Source organism: Stenotrophomonas sp. 278 (assembly GCF_003935715.1).
GTDB classification, from domain to species: domain Bacteria; phylum Pseudomonadota; class Gammaproteobacteria; order Xanthomonadales; family Xanthomonadaceae; genus Stenotrophomonas; species Stenotrophomonas maltophilia_AH.
Genome location: NZ_RHPP01000014.1, coordinates 1 through 24415, shown reverse-complemented (window position 1 = coordinate 24415; position 24415 = coordinate 1). Strand labels below are relative to the sequence as shown.

Annotated in this window: 21 protein-coding genes; 9 read left to right on the top strand and 12 right to left on the bottom strand. The window is 65.8% G+C overall.

What is annotated here, in order from left to right:
- Positions 1 to 55 precede the first annotated feature (55 nt).
- From arsC to EGJ34_RS04220, 3 genes are all read right to left on the bottom strand, one after another.
- Positions 56 to 397: an arsenate reductase (glutaredoxin) gene (arsC, locus tag EGJ34_RS04230; protein ID WP_125359290.1), complete on the bottom strand. Its 342-nt coding sequence runs from the start codon at positions 395 to 397 to the stop codon at positions 56 to 58.
- Complete coding sequence (locus EGJ34_RS04225) at positions 397 to 1560, bottom strand: phospholipase A (protein ID WP_125359289.1); 1164 nt, start codon at positions 1558 to 1560, stop codon at positions 397 to 399. The genes arsC and EGJ34_RS04225 overlap by 1 nt, the downstream gene beginning before the upstream one ends.
- A gap of 167 nt (positions 1561 to 1727) precedes the next feature.
- Entirely contained in the window at positions 1728 to 2213 is a 486-nt protein-coding gene (locus EGJ34_RS04220) for a DUF456 domain-containing protein (RefSeq protein ID WP_125359288.1), read from the bottom strand.
- Between the two features lie 234 nt (positions 2214 to 2447).
- Between EGJ34_RS04220 and EGJ34_RS04215 the strand changes: the two genes are divergently transcribed.
- Positions 2448 to 2657, top strand: coding sequence for a cold-shock protein (locus EGJ34_RS04215; protein ID WP_125359287.1), 210 nt, complete (start codon positions 2448 to 2450; stop codon positions 2655 to 2657).
- A 79-nt stretch (positions 2658 to 2736) separates the two neighbouring features.
- Here the strand turns inward: EGJ34_RS04215 and EGJ34_RS04210 are convergent, their stop codons facing one another.
- On the bottom strand, positions 2737 to 3231 hold the full coding sequence (locus tag EGJ34_RS04210) for a glycine zipper 2TM domain-containing protein (RefSeq protein WP_125359286.1): 495 nt from the start codon (positions 3229 to 3231) through the stop codon (positions 2737 to 2739).
- 149 nt (positions 3232 to 3380) lie between these two features.
- Between EGJ34_RS04210 and EGJ34_RS04205 the strand changes: the two genes are divergently transcribed.
- Positions 3381 to 4172: a tRNA threonylcarbamoyladenosine dehydratase gene (locus tag EGJ34_RS04205; protein WP_125359285.1), complete on the top strand. Its 792-nt coding sequence runs from the start codon at positions 3381 to 3383 to the stop codon at positions 4170 to 4172.
- A gap of 36 nt (positions 4173 to 4208) precedes the next feature.
- Here the strand turns inward: EGJ34_RS04205 and EGJ34_RS04200 are convergent, their stop codons facing one another.
- Together EGJ34_RS04200 and EGJ34_RS04195 are read right to left on the bottom strand one after the other, a co-directional pair.
- On the bottom strand, positions 4209 to 4973 hold the full coding sequence (locus tag EGJ34_RS04200; RefSeq protein WP_125359284.1) for a TatD family hydrolase: 765 nt from the start codon (positions 4971 to 4973) through the stop codon (positions 4209 to 4211).
- A complete protein-coding gene (locus EGJ34_RS04195) occupies positions 4970 to 5194 on the bottom strand; it encodes a DUF6116 family protein (protein WP_125359283.1) in 225 nt (74 codons plus the stop codon). The genes EGJ34_RS04200 and EGJ34_RS04195 overlap by 4 nt, the downstream gene beginning before the upstream one ends.
- Before the next feature lie 161 nt (positions 5195 to 5355).
- Between EGJ34_RS04195 and EGJ34_RS04190 the strand changes: the two genes are divergently transcribed.
- The 6 genes from EGJ34_RS04190 (at position 5356) to EGJ34_RS04165 (ending at position 13187) form a co-directional block, all read left to right on the top strand.
- Positions 5356 to 6171, top strand: coding sequence for a glycine zipper 2TM domain-containing protein (locus tag EGJ34_RS04190; RefSeq protein WP_125359282.1), 816 nt, complete (start codon positions 5356 to 5358; stop codon positions 6169 to 6171).
- 182 nt (positions 6172 to 6353) lie between these two features.
- Positions 6354 to 8633, top strand: a complete 2280-nt coding sequence (locus EGJ34_RS04185) for a thiamine pyrophosphate-dependent enzyme (protein WP_125359281.1) — start codon at positions 6354 to 6356, stop codon at positions 8631 to 8633.
- A 3-nt stretch (positions 8634 to 8636) separates the two neighbouring features.
- On the top strand, positions 8637 to 10574 hold the full coding sequence (gene asnB / locus EGJ34_RS04180; RefSeq protein WP_125359280.1) for an asparagine synthase (glutamine-hydrolyzing): 1938 nt from the start codon (positions 8637 to 8639) through the stop codon (positions 10572 to 10574).
- A gap of 95 nt (positions 10575 to 10669) precedes the next feature.
- The gene (locus EGJ34_RS04175; protein ID WP_125359279.1) at positions 10670 to 11221 is read left to right on the top strand and encodes an NAD(P)H-dependent oxidoreductase; all 552 of its coding nucleotides are present in this window, start codon (positions 10670 to 10672) and stop codon (positions 11219 to 11221) included.
- 130 nt (positions 11222 to 11351) lie between these two features.
- Entirely contained in the window at positions 11352 to 12776 is a 1425-nt protein-coding gene (locus EGJ34_RS04170; RefSeq protein ID WP_125359278.1) for a replicative DNA helicase, read from the top strand.
- Between the two features lie 198 nt (positions 12777 to 12974).
- Positions 12975 to 13187: a hypothetical protein gene (locus EGJ34_RS04165; RefSeq protein WP_125359277.1), complete on the top strand. Its 213-nt coding sequence runs from the start codon at positions 12975 to 12977 to the stop codon at positions 13185 to 13187.
- Between the two features lie 120 nt (positions 13188 to 13307).
- Here the strand turns inward: EGJ34_RS04165 and lpdA are convergent, their stop codons facing one another.
- The 6 genes from lpdA to purB all read right to left on the bottom strand — a co-directional run bounded on the left by lpdA (position 13308) and on the right by purB (position 22593).
- Positions 13308 to 14744 (bottom strand): dihydrolipoyl dehydrogenase, encoded by a 1437-nt coding sequence (lpdA, locus tag EGJ34_RS04160; protein WP_125359276.1) that lies wholly within the window; start codon positions 14742 to 14744, stop codon positions 13308 to 13310.
- A gap of 63 nt (positions 14745 to 14807) precedes the next feature.
- Positions 14808 to 16004 (bottom strand): dihydrolipoyllysine-residue succinyltransferase, encoded by a 1197-nt coding sequence (sucB, locus tag EGJ34_RS04155; protein ID WP_125359275.1) that lies wholly within the window; start codon positions 16002 to 16004, stop codon positions 14808 to 14810.
- A gap of 42 nt (positions 16005 to 16046) precedes the next feature.
- The gene (locus tag EGJ34_RS04150) at positions 16047 to 18878 is read right to left on the bottom strand and encodes a 2-oxoglutarate dehydrogenase E1 component (RefSeq protein WP_125359274.1); all 2832 of its coding nucleotides are present in this window, start codon (positions 18876 to 18878) and stop codon (positions 16047 to 16049) included.
- A 186-nt stretch (positions 18879 to 19064) separates the two neighbouring features.
- On the bottom strand, positions 19065 to 19592 hold the full coding sequence (locus tag EGJ34_RS04145; RefSeq protein ID WP_260476895.1) for a hypothetical protein: 528 nt from the start codon (positions 19590 to 19592) through the stop codon (positions 19065 to 19067).
- 1 nt (position 19593) lies between these two features.
- On the bottom strand, positions 19594 to 20994 hold the full coding sequence (locus EGJ34_RS04140; RefSeq protein WP_125359273.1) for a cupin domain-containing protein: 1401 nt from the start codon (positions 20992 to 20994) through the stop codon (positions 19594 to 19596).
- 231 nt (positions 20995 to 21225) lie between these two features.
- Positions 21226 to 22593, bottom strand: a complete 1368-nt coding sequence (gene purB, locus EGJ34_RS04135; RefSeq protein WP_125359272.1) for an adenylosuccinate lyase — start codon at positions 22591 to 22593, stop codon at positions 21226 to 21228.
- 200 nt (positions 22594 to 22793) lie between these two features.
- On the opposite strand from purB, the gene EGJ34_RS04130 reads away from it, so the two are divergent.
- Positions 22794 to 24236: a class II fumarate hydratase gene (locus EGJ34_RS04130; protein WP_125359271.1), complete on the top strand. Its 1443-nt coding sequence runs from the start codon at positions 22794 to 22796 to the stop codon at positions 24234 to 24236.
- Positions 24237 to 24415: the final 179 nt, after the last annotated feature.

The window sequence follows — 24415 nt, the reverse complement described above, 5'->3', positions numbered from 1 at the left end:
CGGTGCCGGACTTGGTCGAAGCCACGCAGGGCGTGGCTCTACGGCGGATATGGCGTCACAACAACGCCAGCGCCTTCTCCGGCGGCCGGCACAGGTTGGTGCCCTTCGGCGTGATCACTACCGGCCGGTTGATCAGAATCGGATGCTTGCGCATCGCCGCCAGCAGGGTGGCGTCATCCGCGCCGTCCAAGCCCAGTTCGTCAAACACGGCCTCCTTGCGCCGTACCAGCTCGATCACCCGCAGCCCGGATTCCTTCAGCACCTTGCGCAGTTCCGCTTCGCTGGGCACATCGGTCAGATAATCGCGGATCACCGGTTCGATACCCGCGGCGCGGATATGTTCCAAGGCACCCCGCGAATTGCCGCAGCGCGGGTTGTGCCAGATCGTCACCGTCATCAGTACCACTCCAGCAGCGAGACGCCCACGCCCACGTAGGTCGCCTTGTGGTTGTAGTCGATCATGCTTTCGCCATAGCCATCGAACACCTGGATATGTCCGCGCAGCAGGTTGCTGATCGGGAAGCCATAGTCCAGCTGCAGTGCGCCGTGCGAGCGGTCGCCACCGCGCAGCGAATGCCGCGCCAGCAGTGAAACCTCATGACCGTTGCGGTTCCAGGTCAGCACCGCGTCGCCACGGCCCATGTAGTCCTCGATGTCCGGATTGTTGTCATCTTCGCGGTCCTCCGGCAGGCGGTACCAAGGGCGCAGCACCAGTGCCCAGTTCTCGCGGTCCAGGCCGACATTGAGGATCACCCGGTTCCAGCTGCGCGACAGCGGGTCGGCACGTCCGTTGGACTGGTGGGTCAGGCTCAGGCCGGCCATGCGCCCGTGCCAGCCACCGATGGAATAGCCGGTGCGGAACATCATCATCACTTCCGGCTCGTAATTGGTCTCGCGGAACGGGCGCGAGTTGTCGGCGTTGTAGGCCTGCCATCGCGAGCTCTGCGTATAACCGGCCCACAAGTCGCCGTTGTCGCCGAACACGTTCTCCCAGACCTTGGTCTTGAAGCTGAGCTGGAACTTCAGTTCGTTGCTGTCCAGCTGCTGCGGCGTGGTGACGGTGTTGTCGGGGTTGGGCGACTGCGGGGTCTGGTTCTTGTCGCTGGTCCAGAACGCCGGCAGCAGGTACACCGGTTTGTAGGCGCGCAGCTGGAACGCCCCCAGCTTGGAGTCCTGCGCCAGTTCCCAGCGGCTGTCCAGCAGCGAGCCCTTGCCGGCGTTGGCCAGGGCCTGCTCATGGCCGTCGTTCTGGAACAGCTCGCCGAGTCGATGCTTGACCTTCTCACCGGTAGGCGCGTCGGCCTGGGCCTCGCGCGCGGCCTGGCGTTCCTCGCGGCGCGCCTGCTGCGCGGCGATGGCGGCCGCATCGGCTTCCTGGGTGGTCTGCACTCCGCGCCGGAACAGGGTGTCATAGCAGGCCAGGCGGGCGGCATCGGAGCCCACCAGCGCGCAGGCTTCGGGCGTGGCCGGGGTGGGAGCGACTTCCTGCGCGGCTGCCGTGCTGGCGCAAGCCAGGGCTAATGCGCAGAACAACGCGGAGCGAGGGAATGGTGTGGTCATGGGGGCAGGCCGCACGGCAATGGGAAACCGGCACATTCTGCACCAGTTATGGCGATGTGGTCGTAGAGCCGGGCTTGCCCGGCTGCGCTTCGCCTGATGTTTCCCGCCAACAGCAGCCGGGCAAGCCCGGCTCTACGGGTCAGACCCCAGTCGCGAGGGGGAGCCGGTCAGAAGAACCACGAGAACGCAAAGATGCCCAGCATCGCGATCACGATCGCCAGTTTCAGCGCCACCCCGAGCAGGATTCCCATCCAGGTGGCCAGGCCGACCTTGGTCGAGCGGCCCAGTTCGCGTGTGTGCCAGTACTCACCGGCCAGCGCCCCCAGCAGCGGTCCGGCGAACAGCCCGATCGGCATGAAGAACAGCCCGACGATGCTGCCGATGAAGGTGCCCCACAGCGCCTTGCTGCTGGCCTGGACCCGTTTGGCCCCCACGACCGTGGCGAGGATGTCCACCGCGAAGGAGGTCAGGGTCAGCAGCCCGAGCACCGTCAACGGGACCCAGCCCACATGGCGGAAGCCGTCAGTCCACGCGGCGACCAGCAGCCCCGCGAACACCAGCGGGATCCCGGGCAGGGCGGGCAGGATGATTCCGGCGATGCCCACCAGCACCAGGACGACGGCTAGCAGATAAAAGATGAATGAAGGGTCCATTCTGTACCGTACGGTTTTGGAAATAGGGTTGACTTATTCGATTTTGGTATGTTGCTTTTTGATTTTGCTCGGGTTAAGTTGCAGGCGCTGAGCTTGGCAAGGTCACCGTGGATCGTGGCCTGATGATGCTAGATCCGTCCAGATGCATCTACGCACCTCGCTTCCCCCCTTGCTGTCAGCCGCCCAACCAGGCGTATCCAACGACATAGCAGAGATCCCCAGGGAGTAAGTGAGATGGCTGAGCGTGAGAACGGTACCGTGAAGTGGTTCAATGATGCCAAGGGCTTTGGCTTCATCAGCCGCCAGAACGGCGAAGACGTGTTTGTGCACTTCCGTGCGATTGAAACCCAGGGTTTCAAGAGCCTCAAGGAAGGCCAGTCGGTGACCTTCGAAGTCGTGCAGGGCCAGAAGGGCCTGCAGGCTGACAAGGTGCAGCCCGTCTGAGGGCGCGTCACCGCGACGAGGATGAAAAGAAGGCCCGCGCAAGCGGGCCTTCTTTGTAGCCGGTCGGGGCAGCAGCGGCTCAGCGCAGAATCACCCGGCCGTTGACCACGCGAACGTAGGTATTCTCGCGAATACCCCCGAGGTCACGCTGGTTGACCACGATGGTGCGACCGTCGTCCATGCGCACGGTAATGTCGAAGGTGTCGCTGGTGACATTCTTCTGGATCTGGTTACCGGCAAGCGCGCCGCCGACTGCACCTGCTGCGGCGGCCACATTCTTGTTACCGCGGCTGCCGCCGGTATGGTCGGAAATTTCGTGGCCGGCCACGGCACCGACGATGCCGCCCAGGATCGCGCCGGTGGCGGCGGGAGCGGTGCGGCCGGAGGCCACGGTGTTGATGCGGGTCACAATGCCGCAGTCGGCGCAGCGCGACTGGTTGTAGCCACCGCTGTTGCCGTAGCCGTTGTTGTAGCCGCCGTTGTTATAACCGCCACCGCCATAGCCCGGCGAGGTGGCACAGCCGGCCAGTGCGACGGTGGCCACGGCAGCGGCAGCAATGAGTTGGATCTTCATGGGTATTCTCCTGGCCAGATCGGGTGGTTGCATGCGTCTGGTGCGCATGGGGCGATCCTGTCCTGCGCAGTGTGAACAGGACGCCAATCCCGGTAGGAATTCGTGGCTGGCAGATGAATCAGCGCACCCGGACGTCTAAAATGTGCCCCATGAATGACGTATTGCGTGAGCGCTTCGCCGGCATCGACCGGCTGTATGGGGTAGGCACCGTGGATCACCTGTCGCGCCGCCGGGTGGCGGTGGTCGGCATGGGCGGGGTGGGCTCCTGGGTCGTGGAGGCCTTGGCGCGTACCGCGGTGGGCCACCTGACGCTGATCGACGCCGATGACATCTGCGTGTCCAACACCAACCGGCAGCTGCCGGCGCTGGCCGGCATGTACGGTCGCAACAAGGCCGAGGCGATGGCCGAGCGCTGCCGCGCGATCAATCCGGACATCGAGGTCGACCCGGTCGCCGCGTTCCTGACCGTGGGCAACATGGAAGAACTGCTGGACCGCGGCTTCGATCTGGTGATCGACGCCTGCGACAGCTTCCGGGTGAAGGTGGAAACCATCGCCTGGTGCCGTCGACGCAAGCTTCCGATTCTGACGGTGGGCGCCGCCGGCGGTCGTACCGATCCGACCCTGGTGCGGGTGCGCGACGTCTCGCGCACCGAGCATGACGCCATGCTGGCCTTGATCCGCAAAAAGCTGCGCAGCGACTTCAACTTCCCCAAGAACGCCTCGCGCTATTTCGGTGTGCCGGCGATCTACTCGCTGGAAAACGTGAAGTATCCGCAGGCCGATGGCAGCGTGTGCGGGCTGCGACCGCAGCTGGGTGCCGATGCCGCGCTGAAGCTCGACTGCGGTGCCGGCCTGGGCGCGGCGACGCACATCACCGGTGCGTTCGCGTTTGCGGCGGTGGGCAAGGCTCTGGAGATGCTTCTGAAGAAGCGGGGCTGACGATCGACCCGATGCAATCGCCGCCCCTGCGTGGCTCTACGGGATTGAGAACAGCCGCTTTGCGTTGGCGGTGGTCTGCGTTGCGATCACCTCCGCCGACTCACCGCGCAGTTCCGCCACCGTTTCCACAATCACCGCCAACCGCGCCGGCTCATTCCGTTCCCCGCGAATGCTGGCATCCGGTTGATCCGGTGCATCCGTCTCCAGCAGCAGCTGTTCCAGCGGCATCTGCGCGACCAGCCGCCGCAGCCGCTGCGCCCGGTCATAGGTCAGCGGCCCACCCAGCCCCAGCAGGAAGCCCAGCTTGTGCAGCTGATCGGCCTGCTCGGGACTGCCAGGGAAACTGTGCACCACGCCGCGCAGCCCGCCCACCTGCTTGATGGCGGCAATCACCGCTTCCACCGCACGCCGCGCGTGCACGATCACCGGCAGGTCAAAGTCGCGCGCGATCTTGAGCTGCTCGACGAAGTAGAACTGCTGCTGTCCGGCATCCAGTCCTTCGACGAAGAAATCCAACCCGCATTCGCCCACCGCGCAGGGCCGTTCTCGGGTGATCCACTCGCGCAGCTGCTCAAGGTGCTCCGGGCGATGCTGGTCGAGGAACATCGGGTGCAGGCCGTAAGCCGGATGAAGCCCCTCGGCGAGTCCGCAGCTGTCGCGCAGCTTGGGCCAGCTCGCCGCCGTTACCGCCGGCAGCACCTGCGCGCGCACCCCCGCAGCCTGCGCGCGCGCAATCACCTCGGCGCGGTCAGCATCGAATTCATCCGCATCCAGATGACAGTGGCTGTCGAACAGGATCACGCGCGGGGCGGCGTCGGCAGGGTGGGCGGCAGGTCGTCGCTGCGCCGCTTCCAGTTGGCCAGCAGCAGGGTGCCCAGCGCGAACAGGATCTCGTCCACGAAGGGCACCGGATCGGGAATGAACAACGTCAGCGCGAACAGCGCGGCGGTGATCTTGAACAGGGTGGGGTAGCGCAGCCGACGCGCCCAGTTGACGATCGGCAGCAGCAGCGGATTGGCCATCACGGTGTCCTCCAGGAATGCTGTAAACGCTATCATGGGCCAAGGAACGACAGAACCTGAATGGGTGATAGGGCTGTAAGCGTCATGTGGAGATTCCGTTCAGGTGTTGCATGCTGGAATCCTCGCCAAGAACGTTGCGGATCGTCCGCAGGGAGTCGGAAATGAAAAGCACAACTACTACTGCTCTGGTCGCTGCCGGTGCGCTGCTGGTGGGCGGTATCGCCACTGCGGCCTTCATGAAAAGCGGTGATTCCGCTGATGCGGTGACCGCCTCGCAGACCCGACCGACCCTGGACACCACGCCGCTGGCCAACGACGGTACCGCTTCTGATGCTGTGCCGGTGGATGCGCCGCGCGGGCTGGAATACGCCGACGTGGTCAAGGTCGATCCGCTGACCAAAAAGGAAAAAGCCTACGCCACCGTGATCGGCACCGAGCCGGTGCGCGAAACCTCCACGACCCAGACCCCGCATGAGGTCTGCCAGGACGTGGTGGTGCAGGAACGCCTGCCCGAGCGCGACGGCAATGTCGGCGGCACCGTGGCCGGCGCGGTCATCGGCGGCCTGCTGGGTAACCAGGTCGGCGGCGGCAACGGCAAGAAGGCTGCCACCGCGGCTGGTGCCGTGGCCGGTGGTCTGATCGGCAACCAGGTGGACAAGCGCCACGTCGGTGGCCGCGTGGTCAACCGCACCGAGCGCCAGTGCCACACCGAAACCGCCACCTCCGAGTCGACCCGCGTGACCGGCTACAACGTCACCTACCGCAACGAGGACGGCACCACCGGCACCATGCGCATGGCCAGCAAGCCGGGTAACCGCATTGCCATGGGCACCACCGATGCGGTCACCGGTTACAACGTGACCTACCGTTACGACGGCGTCGAAAAGACCGTCAAGATGGACAACAAGCCGGCCAGCGACCGCCTGCCGGTGGTGGATGGCCAGCTGGTCACCCAGACCGCGTCCGTCACGCAGTGACGGGTTGCCGGGCATGGCCCGGCACTACACGGCAGACACGTATCAATGATCGAACCGAAAAAGGCCGGGGGCGAAAGTCCCCGGCCTTTTTTGTTGCGCCTGCTCTTGGCAAACCCGAAGCGCGTATGGCCTGATGCGGCCAAAGGTCGTCTGCGTCCGCAACACGTCACGGAGGGTGATGGATGTTTGCCGTGGTTCCCGATCCGATTCCGGCCCGCATGAAGGGCCTCAACCGCGCTGAAATCTGCGACACCAATTTCATCGAGTTCGTCCGCCACTGGCAGGGACAGCCGACTGCGCGCCCGGCATCGGACGCACCGATCCTGCCGGGCAGTTCACTGGATGCAGCCGGCTTCGATGCCTTGTTCGAATCCCAGCTCATCAGCCGCCATCTGGACCTGATGGCGCGCGTGCTGCGCGTGCAGAACAAGGTCTTCTACACCATCGGGTCATCCGGCCATGAGGGCAACGCACTGGTTGCGCGGCTGGCCCGTCACACCGACCCGGCGTTCCTGCACTATCGCTCGGGGGCGTTCATGGCCGAACGCTTCCGCCAGCTGCCGGGCATGGACCCGGTCATGGACGCCGCACTCTCATTCGCTGCCAGCCGCGACGATCCGGCCAGCGGTGGCCGCCACAAGGTGTGGGGCAGCAAGCCGCTATGGGTGTTGCCGCAGACCTCGACCATTGCCTCGCATCTGCCCAAGGCGCTGGGCACCGCGTTGGCGATCGAGAGCGCCCGACGTATCGGGCATGCATTACCCATCCCCGAAGACAGCGTGGTGATCTGCTCCTTCGGTGATGCGTCGGCCAACCATGCCACCGCGCAGACCGCCTTCAACACCGCCGCCTGGGCGGCCTACCAGCGCCTGCCCGCGCCGATCCTGTTCGTCTGTGAGGACAACGGCATCGGCATTTCGGTGAAGACCCCGACCGGCTGGATCGCCGACAGCTTCCGCCACCGCCCGGGCCTGGACTATTTCCATGCCGACGGCCTGGACCTGGCCGAGGGCCACGGCCAGGTGGAACGCGCGCTGGAGCACTGTCGCTACACCCGGCGGCCGACCTTCCTGCACCTGCGCACCACGCGCCTGATGGGCCATGCCGGCACCGATTTCGAGATCGAATGGCGTCCGCTGAGCGAGTTGTGCGCAGCTGAAGCCGCCGATCCGCTGTTGCGCTCGGCGCAGATCGCGCTGCAGTCAGGGTGGCTCAGCGCCGACCAGGTGCTGGAGCGCTACGAAGCGATCCGCGCGCGCTGTTTTGCCGCCGCCGAAGCGGCCGGTGCACGGCCCAAGCTGGAAACGCTGGAGGAGATTGTCGCGCCGCTGGCTCCCTACACACCGGCCGCCGTGCATGCCGAAGCAACCCGGCCGGCAGCAGCCGAAGAGCGCGAGCTGGCCTTCGGCGGTGCGGCGCAGCTGCCGGAACTGCAGCCGCCACGACACCTGGCCGTGCAGATCAACCAGGCCCTGCATGACCTGCTGTGCAAGTATCCCGCGGCGCTGCTGTTCGGCGAGGACGTGGCACAGAAAGGCGGCGTGTACACGGTCAGCAAGGGCTTGCTGAAGGCCTTCGGGCCGCGCCGGGTGTTCAACACGCTGCTGGATGAAACGATGATATTGGGCATGGCACAGGGGCTGGCCAACCTGGGCATGTTGCCGGTTCCGGAGATCCAGTACCTGGCCTACCTGCACAACGCCGCCGACCAGCTGCGCGGTGAGGCCTGTTCGCTGCAGTTCTTCTCCAACAATCAATACCGCAACCCGATGCTGGTGCGCATTGCCGGGCTGGGGTACCAGAAGGGCTTTGGCGGCCACTTCCATAACGACAATTCGATTGCCGCGCTGCGTGACATTCCGGGGCTGGTGGTCGGCTGTCCTTCCCGTGGCGATGATGCGGCGATGATGCTGCGCACCCTGGCCGCGCTGGCCCAGGTGGATGGTCGCGTCGCGGTGTTTCTGGAACCCATTGCGCTGTACATGATCAAGGACCTGCATGAGCCGGGCGATGGCCAATGGCTGTTTCCGTACCCCGCTCCGGACCAGGCGCTGGTGCTGGGCGAGGGCCGGGTGTACCAGCCCGGGGCCAGTGACCTGGTGATCTTCACCTACGGCAACGGGGTGCCGATGAGCCTGCGCGCCGCTGCACGCATTGGAGAGGAACTCGGCTGGCAGGTGCGGGTGGTGGACCTGCGCTGGCTGGTGCCGCTCAACACCGGCTTCATCGCCGCACAGGCCGCCGACGCGCAGCGGGTGCTGGTGGTCGACGAGGGCCGGCACAGCGCGGGGGTAGGCGAGGGCGTGATGACCGCGCTGGTCGAGGCCGGATTGGGGCACCTGCCGATGCAGCGGGTCAGCGGGGCCGACACCTATACTCCGCTGGCAGGGGCAGCAATGTGCGTGCTTCCAAGCGACAATGCACTGGTAAGCGCCGCGCGGGTGTTGGCGCAGGAACACTGACTGATGTGTGGATTGGCAGGCATGCTGTTGGCGGCTCCGGTAACGGAACAGGCCGCACTTGAACACGGGGCGGGGCAGATGGGCGACGCCCTCCTGCACCGTGGGCCGGATGATCGCGGCGTCTGGGCCGATGCCGCTGCCGGCATCGCCCTGGCGCATCGCCGGCTGAGCATCCTGGATCTGTCGCCGCTTGGCCATCAGCCGATGGCGTCGGTGGACGGCCGATATGTGCTGGCCTACAACGGCGAGGTGTACAACTTCGCCGCGCTGCGCGCCGAACTGGAAGCGCTCGGCCACAGCTTCCGCGGTCATTCGGACACCGAGGTGCTGCTGGCCGCCTTCGTGGCCTGGGGCGTGGACGAAACTCTGCAGCGCGCCAACGGCATGTTCGCCATTGCCTTGTGGGACCGCGCTGAGCAGTGCCTGTGGCTGGCGCGTGACCGGGTCGGCAAGAAGCCGCTGTATTACGGCTGGGCCGGCGACACCCTGGTGTTCGGTTCGGAACTGAAGGCGCTGTGGCAGCACCCGCAGTTCGACAACGACGTCGACCGTGACGCGCTGACCCTGCTGATGCGACTGGACTACATCCCGGCCCCGCACTGCATCCATGAGCGCTGTTTCAAACTGATGCCGGGACGGGTGCTGCGCCTGGATGCGACCGCGGTGGCGGCCGGCGCGCATGCGCATCGACCGGATCAGCAGCAGGTGCCGTTCTGGAACGCGCGCGAGCGCATGCAGCATGCCTTGGCCGCGCCGTTTGCCGGCAGCGACGACGATGCCGAATTCCAGCTCGACGGCCTGCTGCGCGATGCAGTGGCGCTGCGGATGGTGGCCGACGTGCCGGTGGGCGTGTTCCTGTCCGGCGGCACGGATTCCTCGGTGGTGGCCTCGCTGATGCAGGCGCAGTCGTCCACGCCGATCCACAGCTTCAGCATTGGTTTTGAGGGCTCCGACCACGACGAAGCGCCGCTGGCGAAGGCACTGGCCGGACACCTCGGCACCGACCACACCGAACTGTATGTCCGCGGCGCGGATGCGCTGGCAGTGGTGCCGCAGCTGCCTTCGATTTTCGACGAGCCGTTTGCCGACGCCTCGCAGGTGCCGACCGCGCTGGTAGCGAAGCTGGCGCGCGGCTCGGTGACGGTGGCGCTGTCGGGTGATGGCGGCGATGAGTTGTTCTTCGGCTACAGTCGTTACCAGCGCGCCCTGCGCAACTGGAACCTGCTCGGCCGCGTGCCCGCCCCGCTGCGGCGCTGGATGGCGGCGCATGCGCACACCCAGGGGGAAGCCTCGCGTACCGGTGGTCTGGCCGCATTGCTGGCCGAAACCGGCGCGCGCGGCATCGGTGATGTGTACCGCAACCGCATTTCGCGCTGGCGCGACCCGGTTGCCGCGGTGATCGGGGCCAAGGGGGCAGGCAGCTTCTATGACCTGGCCGACCCGCTGCACGGGGCCGGCTCGCCGGCCGACGCGATGATGCTGGCCGATTTCAGCACCTATCTGCCCGATGACCTGCTGTGCAAGGTCGACCGCACCAGCATGGCGGTCAGCCTGGAAGCGCGTGCGCCGCTGCTGGACTGGCGGGTGGCCGAATTCGCCTGGTCGCTGCCGTTGCATCTCAAGCAGCGCGATGGGGTCAGCAAGTACCTGCTGAAGCGGGTGCTGGGCCGTTACGTGCCACACGACATGGTGCATCGACCCAAGCGCGGCTTTGGCGCGCCGGTGAGTGCGTGGTTGAAGGGCGACCTGCGCGGCTGGGCCGATGATCTGCTGGATCCGTCGCGGTTGGCGGGCGAGGGCGTCTTCCAGGTGAACGCGGTGGCCCCGTTGTGGCAGAAATTCCAGCAGGGCGAGCGCAAATGGCACACGCATCTGTGGAATGTGCTGATGTTCCAGGCCTGGCAGGCGCACTGGAAGCATGCGAGGGCCGAGGTTGCGTAGAGCCACGCCCTGCGTGGCTTCGGGGTGCCTGACACGTTCACGCAGCCACGCAGGGCGGGGCTCTACGCTGGGGATTCCCTCGACAGGAGCCCCCCATGGCCACCCCCAAGATCGCCGTCCTCGTCGGCAGCCTGCGCACCGGCTCGCACAATCTCGCCCTGGCCCACGCGCTGGAGAAACTCGCCGGCAGCAAGGCCAGCTTCGACTACGTGCAGATCGGTGACCTGCCGCTGTACAACCAGGACTTCGACAAGCACTACCCGGCCGAAGGCGTGCGCCTGAAAGACCAGATCCGCAGCGCCGACGCGGTCCTGTTCGTCACCCCCGAATACAACCGCTCGATCCCCGGTGTGCTGAAGAACGCCATCGACCTGGGGTCGCGCCCGTACGGCGACAGCGCCTTCGCCGGCAAGCCGGCCGCCGTGGTGGGGGCCTCGATCGGCGTGATCGGCACCGCGCTGGCCCAGCAGCATCTGCGCAACGTGCTCGCCTACCTGGACATGCCGGTGCTGGGCCAGCCGGAGGTGTTCCTGCACTTCAAGGAGGGCCTGATCGACGCCGACGGCGAGATCGGCAACGACAGCACCCGTGGCTTCCTGCAGGGATTCACCGACAAGTTCCTGGCGTTCATCGCCACGCACCGGTAGGTCACGACCGTTGGTCGTGACACCGTCGCCGCAGATTGCCCCCAGATCATCCACGGTTTATCCACAGGGTTGTACCGGGCCGTAGGCGGTACCATGTAGCACGCTCCACGCCGCAGGAACCCCGTCCTACATGTCTGCCCGCTCCGGCTTCCGTAACGACCGCAAAGAACGCGGCGACCGTTTCGAGCGCGACGAATCGCGCATCGATCAGCTGCGCGTGCCGCCGCATTCGATCGAAGCCGAGCAGGCGGTGCTGGGCGGGCTGATGCTGGCCCCGGAAAGCTACGACCGGGTCAACGACCAGCTCAACGAGACGGATTTCTACCGTCGTGACCACCAGATGATCTACCGGGCGATCCGCGAGCTGTCCGAGCGTGACCGCCCGTTCGACGCGGTCACCCTGGGCGAGTGGTTTGAATCGCAGGGCAAGCTGGAGCTGGTCGGCGACGGCGCGTACCTGATCGAACTGGCCAGCACCACGCCATCGGCGGCCAACATCGGCGCGTACGCGGAAATCGTGCGCGACAAGGCCGTGCTGCGCCAGCTGATCCAGGTGGGTACGGACATCGTCAACGACGGTTTCCAGCCGGAAGGGCGCGACAGTTCCGAACTGTTGTCGGCTGCGGAAAAGTCGGTGTTCGCCATTGCCGAGCAGGGCGCACGCGGTCGTACCGATTTCGTGGCCATGCCGGGCGCGCTGAAAGATGCCTTTGAAGAACTGCGCAACCGCTTCGAGAACGGCGGCAACATCACCGGTCTGCCGACCGGCTACGCCGATTTTGACGCGATGACCGCGGGCCTGCAGCCCACCGACCTGATCATCCTGGCTGCGCGCCCAGCCATGGGCAAGACCACCTTCGCGCTGAACATCGCCGAATACGCGGCAATCAAGTCGAAGAAGGGCGTGGCGGTGTTCTCGATGGAAATGTCGGCGTCGCAGCTGGCGATGCGTCTGATTTCCTCCAACGGCCGCATCAACGCCCAGCGCCTGCGTACCGGTCAGCTGGAAGACGAGGACTGGAGCCGCGTCACCGGCGCGATCCGGATGCTGAAGGAAACCAAGATCTTCATCGACGACACCCCGGGCGTTTCGCCGGAGGTGCTGCGCTCCAAGTGCCGCCGCCTCAAGCGCGAGCACGACCTGGGCCTGGTCGTGATCGACTACCTGCAGCTGATGAGCGTGCCCGGCAACAGCGAAAACCGCGCGACCGAAATCTCGGAAATTTCGCGTTCGTTGAAGGGTCTTGCGAAAGAGCTGAACGTGCCGGTCATTGCGCTGTCGCAGCTGAACCGCTCGCTGGAAACGCGAACCGACAAGCGCCCGGTGATGGCTGACCTTCGTGAATCGGGCGCAATCGAGCAGGACGCGGACATGATCGTGTTCATCTACCGCGACGACTACTACAACAAGGAAAACTCGCCGGACAAGGGCCTGGCCGAGATCATCATCGGCAAGCACCGAGGCGGCCCGACCGGCTCGTGCAAGCTGAAGTTCTTCGGCGAGTACACCCGTTTCGACAACCTGTCGCACGATTCGGTGGGTTCGTTCGAGTAACGTCGAAGGCGTTACGGCGGTAGCGCCGGCCGTTGGCCGGCCCCCGCGCATCCGGATGGGTTCATGAGGGCCGGCCAACGGCCGGCGCTACCGGTTTCGTCGGAGCATCCGGGGTTTCGTCGGAAACCGATTGCCGCTGGCATGTTCGACAGCCAAGGTATCCCCACGCGGCAAGCCGCCGCGCAAGGAGCCCCCGTCATGAAGACCCTGTTCGCGCTCGGTGTGTGGTGCCTGCTGTTCGTGCTGTGCTGGCCGCTGGCGATACTGGCCCTGCTGGCCTGGCCGTTCGTGTGGCTGCTGAGCCTGCCGTTCCGGCTGGTCGGGATCACGTTCTCGGCGTTGTTCGCGTTCCTGCGCGCTTTGTTCATGCTGCCGGCGCGGATGCTGGGTGGCGGACGCGCGATGGTGTGATTGCGCCGCACGACCAACGGTCGTGCGCTACCGGTAGGTGCCGACCGTTGGTCGGCACGTGCATGACCCACAAAAAACCCCGCCGAGGCGGGGTTTTTCGTTACCTCACATCAAGGCCGATCAATTGGCCTTGTGGATGGCGCGCTTGCTGACGGCCATGGCGGCGTCGTGGACCACTTCCGACAGCGACGGGTGCGCGTGGCAGATGCGGGCCAGGTCGTCGGCCGAGCCGCTGAACTCCATGGTCAGCACACCTTCGTGCACCAGCTCGGAAACGTTGGCACCGACCAGGTGCATGCCGAGGATTCGGTCGGTTTCGGCGTGTGCCAGCACCTTCACGAAGCCGGCCGGCTCGATCATGGCGACGGCACGGCCGTTGGCGGCGAACGGGAAGCTGCCGGCCTTGTACGGAATGCCTTCGTCCTTCAGCTGCTGCTCGGTCTTGCCGACCCAGGCCAGTTCCGGTTCGGTGTAGATCACCCACGGAATGGTGTCGAAGTTGACGTGACCCGGCAGGCCGGCGATCAGCTCAGCCACCGCGATGCCTTCCTCGAAGCCCTTGTGCGCCAGCATCGGGCCGCGCACGCAGTCGCCGACCGCCCAGATGCCGTCCACGCCGGTGTGGCAGTGGGCGTCCACTTCGATCTGGCCGCGTTCGTTGATCTTCACGCCGGTACCTTCGGCCAGCAGGCCCTTGGTGGCGGCGCGACGGCCCACGGCGACCAGCAGCTTGTCGACGGTGAGGTTCTTCTCGCCTTCGGCGTCAGCGTAGGTCAGGGCGACTTCCTTCTTCTTGCCCTTGCCGGTGACTTCGGCCTTGGAGACCTTGGCACCCAGGCGGATGTCCAGGCCCTGCTTCTTGAATTCCTTGGCGGCGACCTTGGCCACTTCGGCGTCAGCCGCGGCCAGGAAGTCCGGCAGCGCTTCCAGGATGGTTACTTCCGAACCCAGGCGCTTCCACACGCTGCCCAGTTCCAGACCGATCACGCCGGCACCGATGACGGCCAGACGCGCCGGCACTTCGGTGAAGTCCAGGCCGCCGACGTTGTCGACGATGGTTTCGCCGTCGAACTTGGCGAACGGCAGTTCGATCGAGTCCGAACCGGCCGCGATGATGATGTTGGTGCCGGCCAGTTCCACGACGGTGCCGTCGTGCTGGGTGACCTTGACGATCTTGCCCGGCTGCAGCTCACCGAAACCGTAGTACGGGGTCACCTTGTTGGCCTTGAACAGCATGCCGATGCCGCCGGTGAACTGCTTTACGATCTTGTCCTTGCGGCCCACCATCGCTTCGACGTCGATCTTGGCGTCCTTGAAGCTGATGCCGTGGTCGCCAAAGATGTGGCCCATGTTCCAGTACTGGCGCGAGGAGTCCAGCAGCGCCTTGGACGGAATGCAGCCCACGCGCAGGCAGGTGCCACCCAGGGCCGGCTTGCCGTCCTTGCCCAGAGCGGCGTCGATGCAGGCGGTCTTCAGGCCCAGCTGGGCGGCACGGATGGCGGCATGGTAGCCGGCCGGGCCGGCACCGATGACGACAACGTCGAATTGTTCAGCCATTGATAGTTCCTTGTTGCTTTTACCAGAACCCCTCCGCGCGAAGCACGGAGGGGCGGGAAGGTCTTACAGGCCGAACAGCATGCGGCCCGGGTTTTCCAGCTGGTTCTTGATGTCCACCAGGAACTGCACCGAGTCCTTGCCGTCGATGATGCGGTGGTCGTAGGACAGCGCCAGGTACATCATCGGCGCGATCACGACCTGGCCGTTCTGGGCGATCGGACGCTCCTTGATGGCGTGCATGCCCAGGATGGCGCTCTGCGGCGGGTTGATGATCGGGGTGGACAGCAGCGAACCGAAGGTGCCGCCGTTGGTCACGGTGAAGGTGCCGCCCTGCAGTTCGTCCAGGCCCAGCTTGCCGTCGCGCGCCTTCTTGGCGTACTCGGCAATGGTCTTTTCGATGTCGGCGAAGGACATGCGCTCGACGTTGCGCAGCACCGGGGTCACCAGACCCTTTTCGGTGGACACGGCGATCGAGACGTCGGCGTAGCCGTGATAGATGATGTCGTCACCATCGATCGAGGCGTTGACCAGCGGGAAGCGCTGCAGCGCGTTGGCGGCGGCCTTCACGAAGAAGCTCATGAAGCCCAGCTTGATGCCGTGTGCCTTGACGAACTCGTCCTGCAGTTCCTTGCGCGCGGCCGACACCTTGCTCAGGTCGACTTCGTTGAAGGTGGTCAGCATGGCGGTGGAGTTCTTGGACTCCATCAGGCGTTCGGCAATGCGCTTGCGGATGCGGGTCATCGGCACGCGTTCTTCCGGACGTGCGCCACCGGCCTTGCCGGCACCGCCGTTACGGGCGAAGTTGACGATGTCTTCCTTGGTCACCGCGCCGCGACGGCCGGTGCCGTCGACGTCGGCCGGGTTCACGCCTTCGGTGATGGCGGTGAAGCGGGCACCCGGGGGCAGGGCATCAGCGGCCGACTTGGCGGCCGGAGCCGGAGCGGCAGCAGCAGCCGGAGCAGCGGCCTTCGGGGCTTCAGCCTTCGGCGCTTCGGCCGCCGGAGCCGGGGCTTCGGCAACCGCGCCTTCCTCGATGATCGCCACGACCTGGCTGGAGGTCACGGTGGCACCCACTTCGAACTTGATTTCCTTCAGCACGCCATCGACCGGCGACGGCACTTCCAGAACGACCTTGTCGGTTTCCAGATCCAGCAGGTTTTCATCGCGCTTGACGGCATCGCCGACTTTCTTGTGCCAGGTGGCGATGGTGCCGTCGGCGACGGATTCGGGCAGTACCGGGGCTTTGACTTCGGTGGCCATGCGGGAGCTTCCTGATTTGTCTTTTCTAGAAATGAGTGGGGGTTATTCAGCGACAACGTCGTTGAACGGGTTGACCAGGGCATCGGCGACCAGCTTCTGCTGTTCGATGATGTGGTCAGCCATGTGACCGGCGGCCGGCGAAGCCGAACGTGCGCGACCGGCGTAGTGCAGGTTCTGGCCATCGGCCAGGCAGAACTGCAGGTGGTGGCGGATCTGGTACCACGCACCCTGGTTCTGCGGTTCCTCCTGCGTCCACACCACGTCGGTGGCGTTGCCGTACTTCTTCAGTTCGGCGGCCAGCAGCGCGCGCGGGAACGGATACAGCTGTTCCACGCGGATGATGGCAACGTCGTCCTGGCCACGCTTGGTCTGGTCTTCGAGCAGGTCGTAGTAGACCTTGCCCGAGCACAGCACCACGCGCTTGACCTTTTTGGCGTCCGCATTGGCGTCGCCGATCAGGTGCTGGAACTCGCCGTTGGCCAGTTCGTCCAGGGTCGACACGGCCAGCTTGTGGCGCAGCAGCGACTTCGGCGACATCACCACCAGCGGCTTGCGGGTGGTCATGCACAGCTGGCGACGCAGCATGTGGAAGGCCTGGGCCGGGGTGGAGGGCACCACCACCAGCATGTTCTCCAGCGCGCACAGCTGCAGGAAACGCTCCAGGCGCGCCGAGCTGTGTTCCGGACCTTGCCCTTCATAGCCGTGCGGCAGCAGCAGGGTCAGGCCGGAAATGCGGCCCCACTTGGCTTCGCCGGCAGCGATGAACTGGTCGATGACCACCTGGGCACCATTGGCGAAGTCGCCGAACTGGCCTTCCCAGATGCACAGGGTGTTGGGATCGGTGGTGGAGAAGCCGTATTCAAAGGCCATCACCGCTTCTTCGCTGAGCAGCGAGTCGATCACCGCGACCTTCTCCGGCGAATCCACCAGCTGCCGCAGCGGCAGGTAGTAGTTGTCGGTCTTCTGGTCGTGCAGGATCGCGTGGCGATGGGTGAAGGTGCCACGGCCCACGTCCTGGCCGACCAGGCGCATGGCACGGCCTTCGTCGAGCAGGGTGGCGTAGGCGAGGTTTTCCGCGAAGCCCCAGTCGCCCGGGATCTCGCCGGCGGCCATCTTGCGACGGTCGTCGTACACCTTGGCCACGCGCGAGTGCAGTTCCACTTCGGCCGGCACGGTGTTGATCATTTCAGCCAGCTGCTTGAGCTTGCCCATGTCCACCTTGGTGGAGACCGGATCGGACAGCTTGCCTTCCAGCAGCTTCGGCCAGTCGACGAACAGCGGACTGGTCGGCGGGGTCTTCTCGACCTTGGCCAGCTCGGTGGTCACTTCACCGGCGTCCAGCTTCTCGCGGTAGGCATCGACCATCGCCTTGCCGGCACCGGCGGCGATGACGCCAGCCTGTTCCAGCTGCGCGGCGTACAGCTCGCGGGTGGTCTGGTGCTTGCGGATGACCTGGTACATCAGCGGCTGGGTGATCGCCGGTTCGTCGGCTTCGTTGTGGCCCCAGCGGCGGTAGCACATCAGGTCGATGACCACGTCCTTGGCGAACTTCTGGCGGAAATCAAACGCCAGCTTGGCCGCGAACACCACGGCTTCCGGATCGTCGCCGTTCACGTGCAGCACCGGCGCGGCAATCATCTTGGCCACGTCGGTCGCGTAACGGGTGGAGCGGGTGTCCAGCGGATTGGAGGTGGTGAAACCGACCTGGTTGTTGACCACGATGTGCACGGTCCCGCCCACGGCGAAGCCGCGGGCCTGCGACATCTGGAACAGCTCCATGACCACGCCCTGGCCGGAAAAGGCCGCGTCGCCGTGGATGAGGATCGGCATGACCTGCTTGCGTGCGGTGTCCTTGCGGCGCTCCTGGCGCGAACGCACGGAACCGGCCACGACCGGGTCGGCGATTTCCAGGTGCGACGGGTTGAACGCCAGCGCCAGGTGCACCGGGCCGCCATCGGTGGCGACGTCGGCCGAGAAGCCCATGTGGTACTTCACGTCACCGGCCGAAGCATGCTCGTCGTGCTCGAACTTGCCTTCGAATTCGTCGAACAGCTTGCGCGGGTTCTTGCCAAGGGTGTTGACCAGCACGTTCAGACGGCCGCGGTGGGCCATGCCGATCACCACGTCCTTGACCCCGTCCTTGCCGGCGTCACGGATGATGGTGTCCATCATCGGGATCAGCGCGTCGCCACCTTCCAGCGAGAAGCGCTTCTGGCCGACATACTTGGTGTGCAGGTAGCGTTCCAGGCCTTCAGCGGCGGTCAGGCGCTCCAGGGTGCGGCGCTTGGTGTCCGCATCCAGGTTGTAGTTGCCACCGGCGAGTTCGAGGCGCTGGTAGATCCACTGGCGCTGCTCGACCTCGGAGATGTGCATGAACTCTGCACCGATCGAGCCGGTATAGGTCGCCTTCAGGCGCGCCAGCAGGTCGCGCAGCTTCATGCGCGGCTGACCACCGACACCGCCGGTGCTGAACTCGGCGTTGAGGTCGCCTTCGGACAGGCTGTGGAAGGGCAGGCCCAGATCGGGCGAGTTCACGGCCTGGGCCAGACCCAGCGGGTCGAGCTTGGCGTCCAGGTGGCCGCGCGAGCGGTAGGCCGTGATCAGGCGACCGACATTGCGCTCGCGTTCGTCGCCTGCGCCAGCGCCGGTACCACCCTTGAGGGCGTCCTTGGCGGCGTCGGCAATGTGGGCGATGACGGCCGAGTGCGGAATGTCACCGGCTTCGCGGCCCTTGAAGCCGTCGAAGTAGGTCTTCCATTTGGGATCGACACTGTCCGGAGAAACGAGGTACTGCTCGTACAGATCCTCGACATAGGAGGCGTTGCCGCCGGCGAGCTGCGATGACTGCGCAAACTGCTTCAGTAGATTGTCCACGATGGAGGGTCGGATTCGCTTGTGGGGGTAAGTCTTCGATGATCCGGCAGGACAAATGTGAATAGCCCTGCGCGGGCGGTATCTAACCACCAAATTGTACCCCCATCAGGACAGGAAGGGGCAGCAAACGGGACTTTCCGGGGCTTGCGGTGTCATTCCCAGACAGGTTCAGCCCCTCCTTCGCGACTACAGGCCGAGCGCGCGCAACTCGGTGCAATCACGCGAACGTTCCCATACGCGCTGCAAACCGTCCTGCAACGGCCGCGAACGTGCCGGCTGCGCGAGGCCGGCTTCGCCGTCGAGCCGATGCCCGCTCAGACGAAAGTAGTAGTCGCCCACATCATTGAGCAGGCAGGCTGAGGCCACCGCCCGGTCGATCGGGTCGGTGACCTGGCGGACCCGGAACACGGTGGGCAGGCGCTGGATCAGCCCCAGCAGGGGTGAACCGGCGGCGGCGACGGCGCTGGCGTCGTGGACGATGATGCAGACCTGCTTGTCGTGACGCGCGGTGGCGAAGCGGCGCAGCGCCTCCAGCACCGGCGGGGCGTCCAGCAGGCCGGGGTCGAGCAGGCGGCTGTGGATCCACAGTTGGCGGCGGGCCCGCTGCGCGATTGCCGTCGTGATCGACACGGCCTGGTCGGCCGTGTCGACGGTGGCGGCCCCGCTCAGCAGGCGGGCCAGGTCGGGCAGCAGGGGCTCGCCGGGGTGGTCCATGTCAGCGGCGCGGCTCGTCGGTGTCGTTGCTGTCGTCGCTGTCGTCGAACTCGACAATCACTTCGACGCCGTCCTCGTGAATGGTGACCTCGTGGACGTCGGCTTCCAGGTCGGCGTCTTCCATCACTTCGACGGTCTCGGTGGCGTCAACGATCTCGTAGCCCTCTTCGATGTCGTCTTCTTCGTCGAAGGCGCTGGGGTCGATCAACTGGTAGTAGCCGCCGGCGACCAGGTCCTGCACGGCAGCGCGGCCCTTGGCGGAGAGCTTGCCATAGCTGCCGGCATCCAGCTGTTCCAGCGCGGCCAGGGACTGGGCGTCCTTCACCGACAGGGCAAATTCCAGCCCGCTGCAGTACAGGCTGGCCCCGCGGCTGGCGCGACGCCAGGCCAGCCGGGCCCAAGGGTGGCGCCCGAGCACGAAGCCGCCAGCGAGGGCGGACTCGATCTCTTCACGCGGCAGCGGCTCACCATTGGCGGTGACCTCGCCCGCGGCGCGGTAGGTGGTGATGAAGCGGCCGAACCAGTCGCCCAGGCGGTCGGGGTCGTTCATGCGGATGGCATTGAGCGCGGCCACGACCCGGTTCATGGCGACGGTATCGATCTCGTTGGGATCTTCCGGCACCTTGAGATCGGGGTCGTGATAGCGGATGTCCTCGCTGGCATCCATGATCAGCGTGTCCAGATAGTCGCTGATCAGTTCGGCGGCGGCCGGGGCGCGCATGCCGAACGAGAAGGTCAGGCAGGGGTCTTCGGCGACCCCGTTGTGCGGCACGTTGGGCGGCAGGTACAGCATGTCGCCGGGAGCCAGCACCCAGTCATGGGTGACCTTGAAGCGCTTGAGCAGCTTGATGTCGACGTCATCGCGGAAGTCCAGTGGCGGCCGCTTGCCGTTGATTGACTCGCTGGCGTCGATCTGCCAGCGGCGGTGGCCGTAGGCCTGCAGCAGGAACACGTCGTACTGGTCGACATGGGCCCCGACGGAGCCGCCGGTGGCGGCGAAGCTGATCATCACGTCGTCCATGCGCCAGCGCGGCAGGAAGTCGAAGTGCTGGATGAGGGCACGCACATCGGGGTCCCACTTGTCGACGTCCTGGACCAGCAGGGTCCAGTCGTGGTCGGGCATGCCGGGGAAATCTTCTTCCTGGAAGGGACCGGTACGCACGGTCCAGCCGTCGGTGGCGCGGTCATGGCTGATCACCCGCGCCAGCGCGGTTTCCTCACAGGCCAGGCCAGCCAGGTCCTCGGGCTGCACGGGCGTTTCAAAGTCCGGAAAGGCCTGGCGGATCAGCAGCGGCCGCTTCTGCCAGTAGTCGCGCAGGAAGGTGGCGGCAGGCATGCCCAGCGGCAAGCCGGGACGGGCCTGGACTTCGATGACGGGAGTTTTGGTCTTGCGCACAGCCATGGGGGAAATCCTTGCAGGGTACCCGGCTATTGTCCGCTGGTTCGGCGGTGTGTGCACCTGCGCTGATCTGTCACGCGCCCGATACCGCCTGGGCCGGCCAACGGCCGGCGCTACCGAGGCGTGCGGTTCAACACGGTAGCGCCGGCCGTTGGCCGGCCCAGGCGATCCACAACGAAAAGGGGCACCGGATGAACCGATGCCCCGTCCGGGGTTTCACAGGGGCCGCAAGGCTTAGATCGCCTTGGCCAGCTCCGATGCCAGGCCGATGTAGCCGCCCGGGGTCAGGGTGCGCAGTTCCTGCTTGGCGCTTTCCGGCAGGTCCAGGGATTCCACGAAGGCCTTCATCGACTCGGCGGTGATGCCCTGGCCGCGGGTCAGGGCCTTGAGCTGTTCGTAGGGGTTGGGCAGGCCGTAGCGGCGCATCACCGTCTGCACGGCTTCGGCCAGGACTTCCCAGGAGGCGTCCAGGTCGGCGTCCAGGCGCTCCGGGTTCACCGTCAGCTTGCCCAGGCCCTTGGCCAGCGAGTCCAGCGCCACCTGGGTGTGGCCGAACGCCGTGCCCACCGCGCGCAGCACGGTGGAGTCGGTCAGGTCGCGCTGCCAGCGGCTGATCGGCAGCTTGGCGCTGAAGTGCTCGAACAGCGCGTTGGCAATGCCGAAGTTGCCTTCCGCATTTTCGAAGTCGATCGGGTTGACCTTGTGCGGCATGGTCGAAGAGCCGACTTCGCCTTCCTTCAGCTTCTGCTTGAAGTAGCCCAGCGAGATGTAGCCCCAGATGTCACGGGCCAGGTCGATCAGGATGATGTTGGCGCGGCGTGCCGCGTCGCCGATCTCGGCGATGTTGTCGTGCGGCTCGATCTGGGTGGTGTACGGGTTGAACACCAGGCCCAGGCTTTCCACGAAGCGCTGCGCGAAGGCCGGCCAGTTCACGTCCGGGTAGGCGATCACGTGCGCGTTGTAGTTGCCCACCGCACCGTTGATCTTGCCGGTGAATTCCACCGCTGCGATCTGGCGACGCTGGCGCTCCAGGCGGGCCACCACGTTGGCCACTTCCTTGCCCAGCGTGGTCGGCGAAGCGGTCTGGCCGTGGGTGCGCGACAGCATCGGCTGGTCGGCCTGGGCGTGGGCGAGGGCGCGCAGGCTGGACGCAATGCCGTCCAGGCTCGGCAGCAGCACTTCACGGCGCGCCTGTTCCAGCATCAGCCCGTAGCTGAGGTTGTTGATGTCTTCGCTGGTGCAGGCGAAATGCACGAACTCCAGCGCCGGAGCCAGTTCGGCGTCGTCCTTCAGCTGTTCCTTGATGAAGTATTCCACCGCCTTCACGTCGTGATTGGTGGTGCGCTCGATTTCCTTCACCCGTGCCGCGTGGGCCGGCGAGAAGCCGTCGGCCAGGGCGCGCAGTCGGTCGGCCGCGGCCGGGGCGAACGGGGCCAGCTCGACGATGCCCGGCTCATTGGCCAGGGCCAGCAGCCATTCCACTTCGACCTTCACGCGGGCCTTGATCAGGCCATATTCGGAGAAGATCGGGCGCAGGGCGTCGACCTTGCCGGCGTAGCGGCCATCAAGCGGGGACAGGGCAAGCAGGGCAAATTCGGACATGGCAGGCGCAGGCGAGGGGCGGCGGGGGCAATATTCTACCTGACCCACTGCCTGGGCCGGCCAACGGCCGGCGCTACCGGGCTGTCGCATACCCAAATCCCGCGATGCGGGGTATCGTGACCGCTGCCGCCAGCCAGGAAGCGCTCCTTCGCCAGCCGCCGCTTCCTTTCCCCAACACGAAGTAGTGCGGAGTCAACGAAATGAGCAAAGCTGCAACAAAACGGCCCCTGCAGGCGTTCCGCGTCGAGCACGACAGCATGGGTGAACTGCAGGTGCCTGCAGACGCCTTGTGGGGCGCACAGACCCAGCGTGCGGTGGAAAACTTCCCGGTCTCCGGCCAGCGCATGCCGCGCGGCTTCATCCGCGCCCTGGGCCTGGTGAAGGGCGCAGCGGCGGCGGTCAACGCCGAACTGGGCCACCTGCCGAAGAACATCGGCAAGGCCATCGAAGCGGCGGCAAGCGAAGTGGCCGCGGGCGACCACGACGCGCATTTCCCGATTGACGTGTACCAGACCGGCTCGGGCACCTCGTCGAACATGAATGCCAACGAGGTGATCGCCACCTTGGCCAACCGGGCAGGCAAGGCCGGCAAGACCGCGGTGCACCCGAACGACCACGTCAACCAGGGCCAGAGCTCCAACGACGTGATTCCCACCGCGTTGCGGGTGTCCGCGCTGCTCGGCGTGCACGAACAGCTGCTGCCGGCGCTGGTGCACCTGCGCAGGACCATCGACAAGAAGGGGCGCAGCCTGCGCAAGGTGGTCAAGACCGGCCGTACGCATCTTATGGATGCGATGCCACTGACCTTCGAGCAGGAGTTCGGTGCCTGGTCGGCGCAGCTGGCTTCGGCGCAGGAGCGGCTGGAAGACGCACTCAAACGCCTGCGCCGCCTTCCGCTCGGCGGCACCGCCATCGGCACCGGGATCAATGCGGACCCGCGGTTCGGCGAGCGCGTGGCAAAACGCCTGAAGCAGCAGACCGGCGTGCGGTTTGACAGCGCCGAAAACAAATTTGAAGGGCTGGCCGCGCAGGACGATGCGGTGGAGCTTTCGGGTCAGCTCAACGCGCTGGCGGTGGCACTGATCAAGATCGCCAACGACCTGCGCTGGATGAATGCCGGTCCGCTGGCGGGCCTGGGCGAGATTGAGCTGCCGGCGCTGCAGCCGGGCAGCTCGATCATGCCGGGCAAAGTCAATCCGGTGATTCCGGAAGCCACGGTGATGGTGTGCGCACAGGTGATCGGCCACCACACCGCGATCACGGTGGCGGGGCAGACCGGCAACTTCCAGTTGAACGTGACCCTGCCGCTGGTGGCGGCGAACCTGCTGGATGGTATCGGTCTGCTGTCCAACATCTCGCGCCTGCTGGCGGACACCGCGATCGCAGGCCTGAAAGTGCGCGAGGATCGCGTGCGCGAAGCCCTGGGCCGCAACCCGATCCTGGTGACCGCGCTGAACCCGATCATCGGTTACGAAAAGGCGGCCGCAATTGCCAAACGCGCCTACAAGGAGCAGCGCCCGGTGCTGGACGTGGCCAAGGAAGACAGCGGCCTCAGCGAAGCGGAGCTGCGCCGCCTGCTGGATCCTGCCGCACTGACCGCTGGCGGCATCCACGCCGGCGGCGGTTCGGGCGGTGGCGGTTGATCGCTTAACGCGCCCTGCGATTGCGATGTGTTGCGTGGGGCCGGGCTTTGCCCGGCTTCATGCATTTGGGCGAACAGCTCTTGGCTGCCGGTCTACGTGTTTGGGCGTGCCGGGGTGGGTTTGCGGGACACTCGGCGCCATGGATGGCGTCCGAGTAGCCTCCATGGATGGATTCACGG

Coding starts and splice junctions, on each gene's coding strand:
- arsC (WP_125359290.1), bottom strand. CDS start 397: ATGACGGTGACGATCTGGCACAACCCGCGCTGCGGCAATTCGCGGGGT.
- EGJ34_RS04225 (WP_125359289.1), bottom strand. CDS start 1,560: ATGACCACACCATTCCCTCGCTCCGCGTTGTTCTGCGCATTAGCCCTG.
- EGJ34_RS04220 (WP_125359288.1), bottom strand. CDS start 2,213: ATGGACCCTTCATTCATCTTTTATCTGCTAGCCGTCGTCCTGGTGCTG.
- EGJ34_RS04215 (WP_125359287.1), top strand. CDS start 2,448: ATGGCTGAGCGTGAGAACGGTACCGTGAAGTGGTTCAATGATGCCAAG.
- EGJ34_RS04210 (WP_125359286.1), bottom strand. CDS start 3,231: ATGAAGATCCAACTCATTGCTGCCGCTGCCGTGGCCACCGTCGCACTG.
- EGJ34_RS04205 (WP_125359285.1), top strand. CDS start 3,381: ATGAATGACGTATTGCGTGAGCGCTTCGCCGGCATCGACCGGCTGTAT.
- EGJ34_RS04195 (WP_125359283.1), bottom strand. CDS start 5,194: ATGGCCAATCCGCTGCTGCTGCCGATCGTCAACTGGGCGCGTCGGCTG.
- EGJ34_RS04190 (WP_125359282.1), top strand. CDS start 5,356: ATGAAAAGCACAACTACTACTGCTCTGGTCGCTGCCGGTGCGCTGCTG.
- EGJ34_RS04185 (WP_125359281.1), top strand. CDS start 6,354: ATGTTTGCCGTGGTTCCCGATCCGATTCCGGCCCGCATGAAGGGCCTC.
- asnB (WP_125359280.1), top strand. CDS start 8,637: ATGTGTGGATTGGCAGGCATGCTGTTGGCGGCTCCGGTAACGGAACAG.
- EGJ34_RS04175 (WP_125359279.1), top strand. CDS start 10,670: ATGGCCACCCCCAAGATCGCCGTCCTCGTCGGCAGCCTGCGCACCGGC.
- EGJ34_RS04170 (WP_125359278.1), top strand. CDS start 11,352: ATGTCTGCCCGCTCCGGCTTCCGTAACGACCGCAAAGAACGCGGCGAC.
- EGJ34_RS04165 (WP_125359277.1), top strand. CDS start 12,975: ATGAAGACCCTGTTCGCGCTCGGTGTGTGGTGCCTGCTGTTCGTGCTG.
- lpdA (WP_125359276.1), bottom strand. CDS start 14,744: ATGGCTGAACAATTCGACGTTGTCGTCATCGGTGCCGGCCCGGCCGGC.
- sucB (WP_125359275.1), bottom strand. CDS start 16,004: ATGGCCACCGAAGTCAAAGCCCCGGTACTGCCCGAATCCGTCGCCGAC.
- EGJ34_RS04145 (WP_260476895.1), bottom strand. CDS start 19,592: ATGGACCACCCCGGCGAGCCCCTGCTGCCCGACCTGGCCCGCCTGCTG.
- EGJ34_RS04140 (WP_125359273.1), bottom strand. CDS start 20,994: ATGGCTGTGCGCAAGACCAAAACTCCCGTCATCGAAGTCCAGGCCCGT.
- purB (WP_125359272.1), bottom strand. CDS start 22,593: ATGTCCGAATTTGCCCTGCTTGCCCTGTCCCCGCTTGATGGCCGCTAC.
- EGJ34_RS04130 (WP_125359271.1), top strand. CDS start 22,794: ATGAGCAAAGCTGCAACAAAACGGCCCCTGCAGGCGTTCCGCGTCGAG.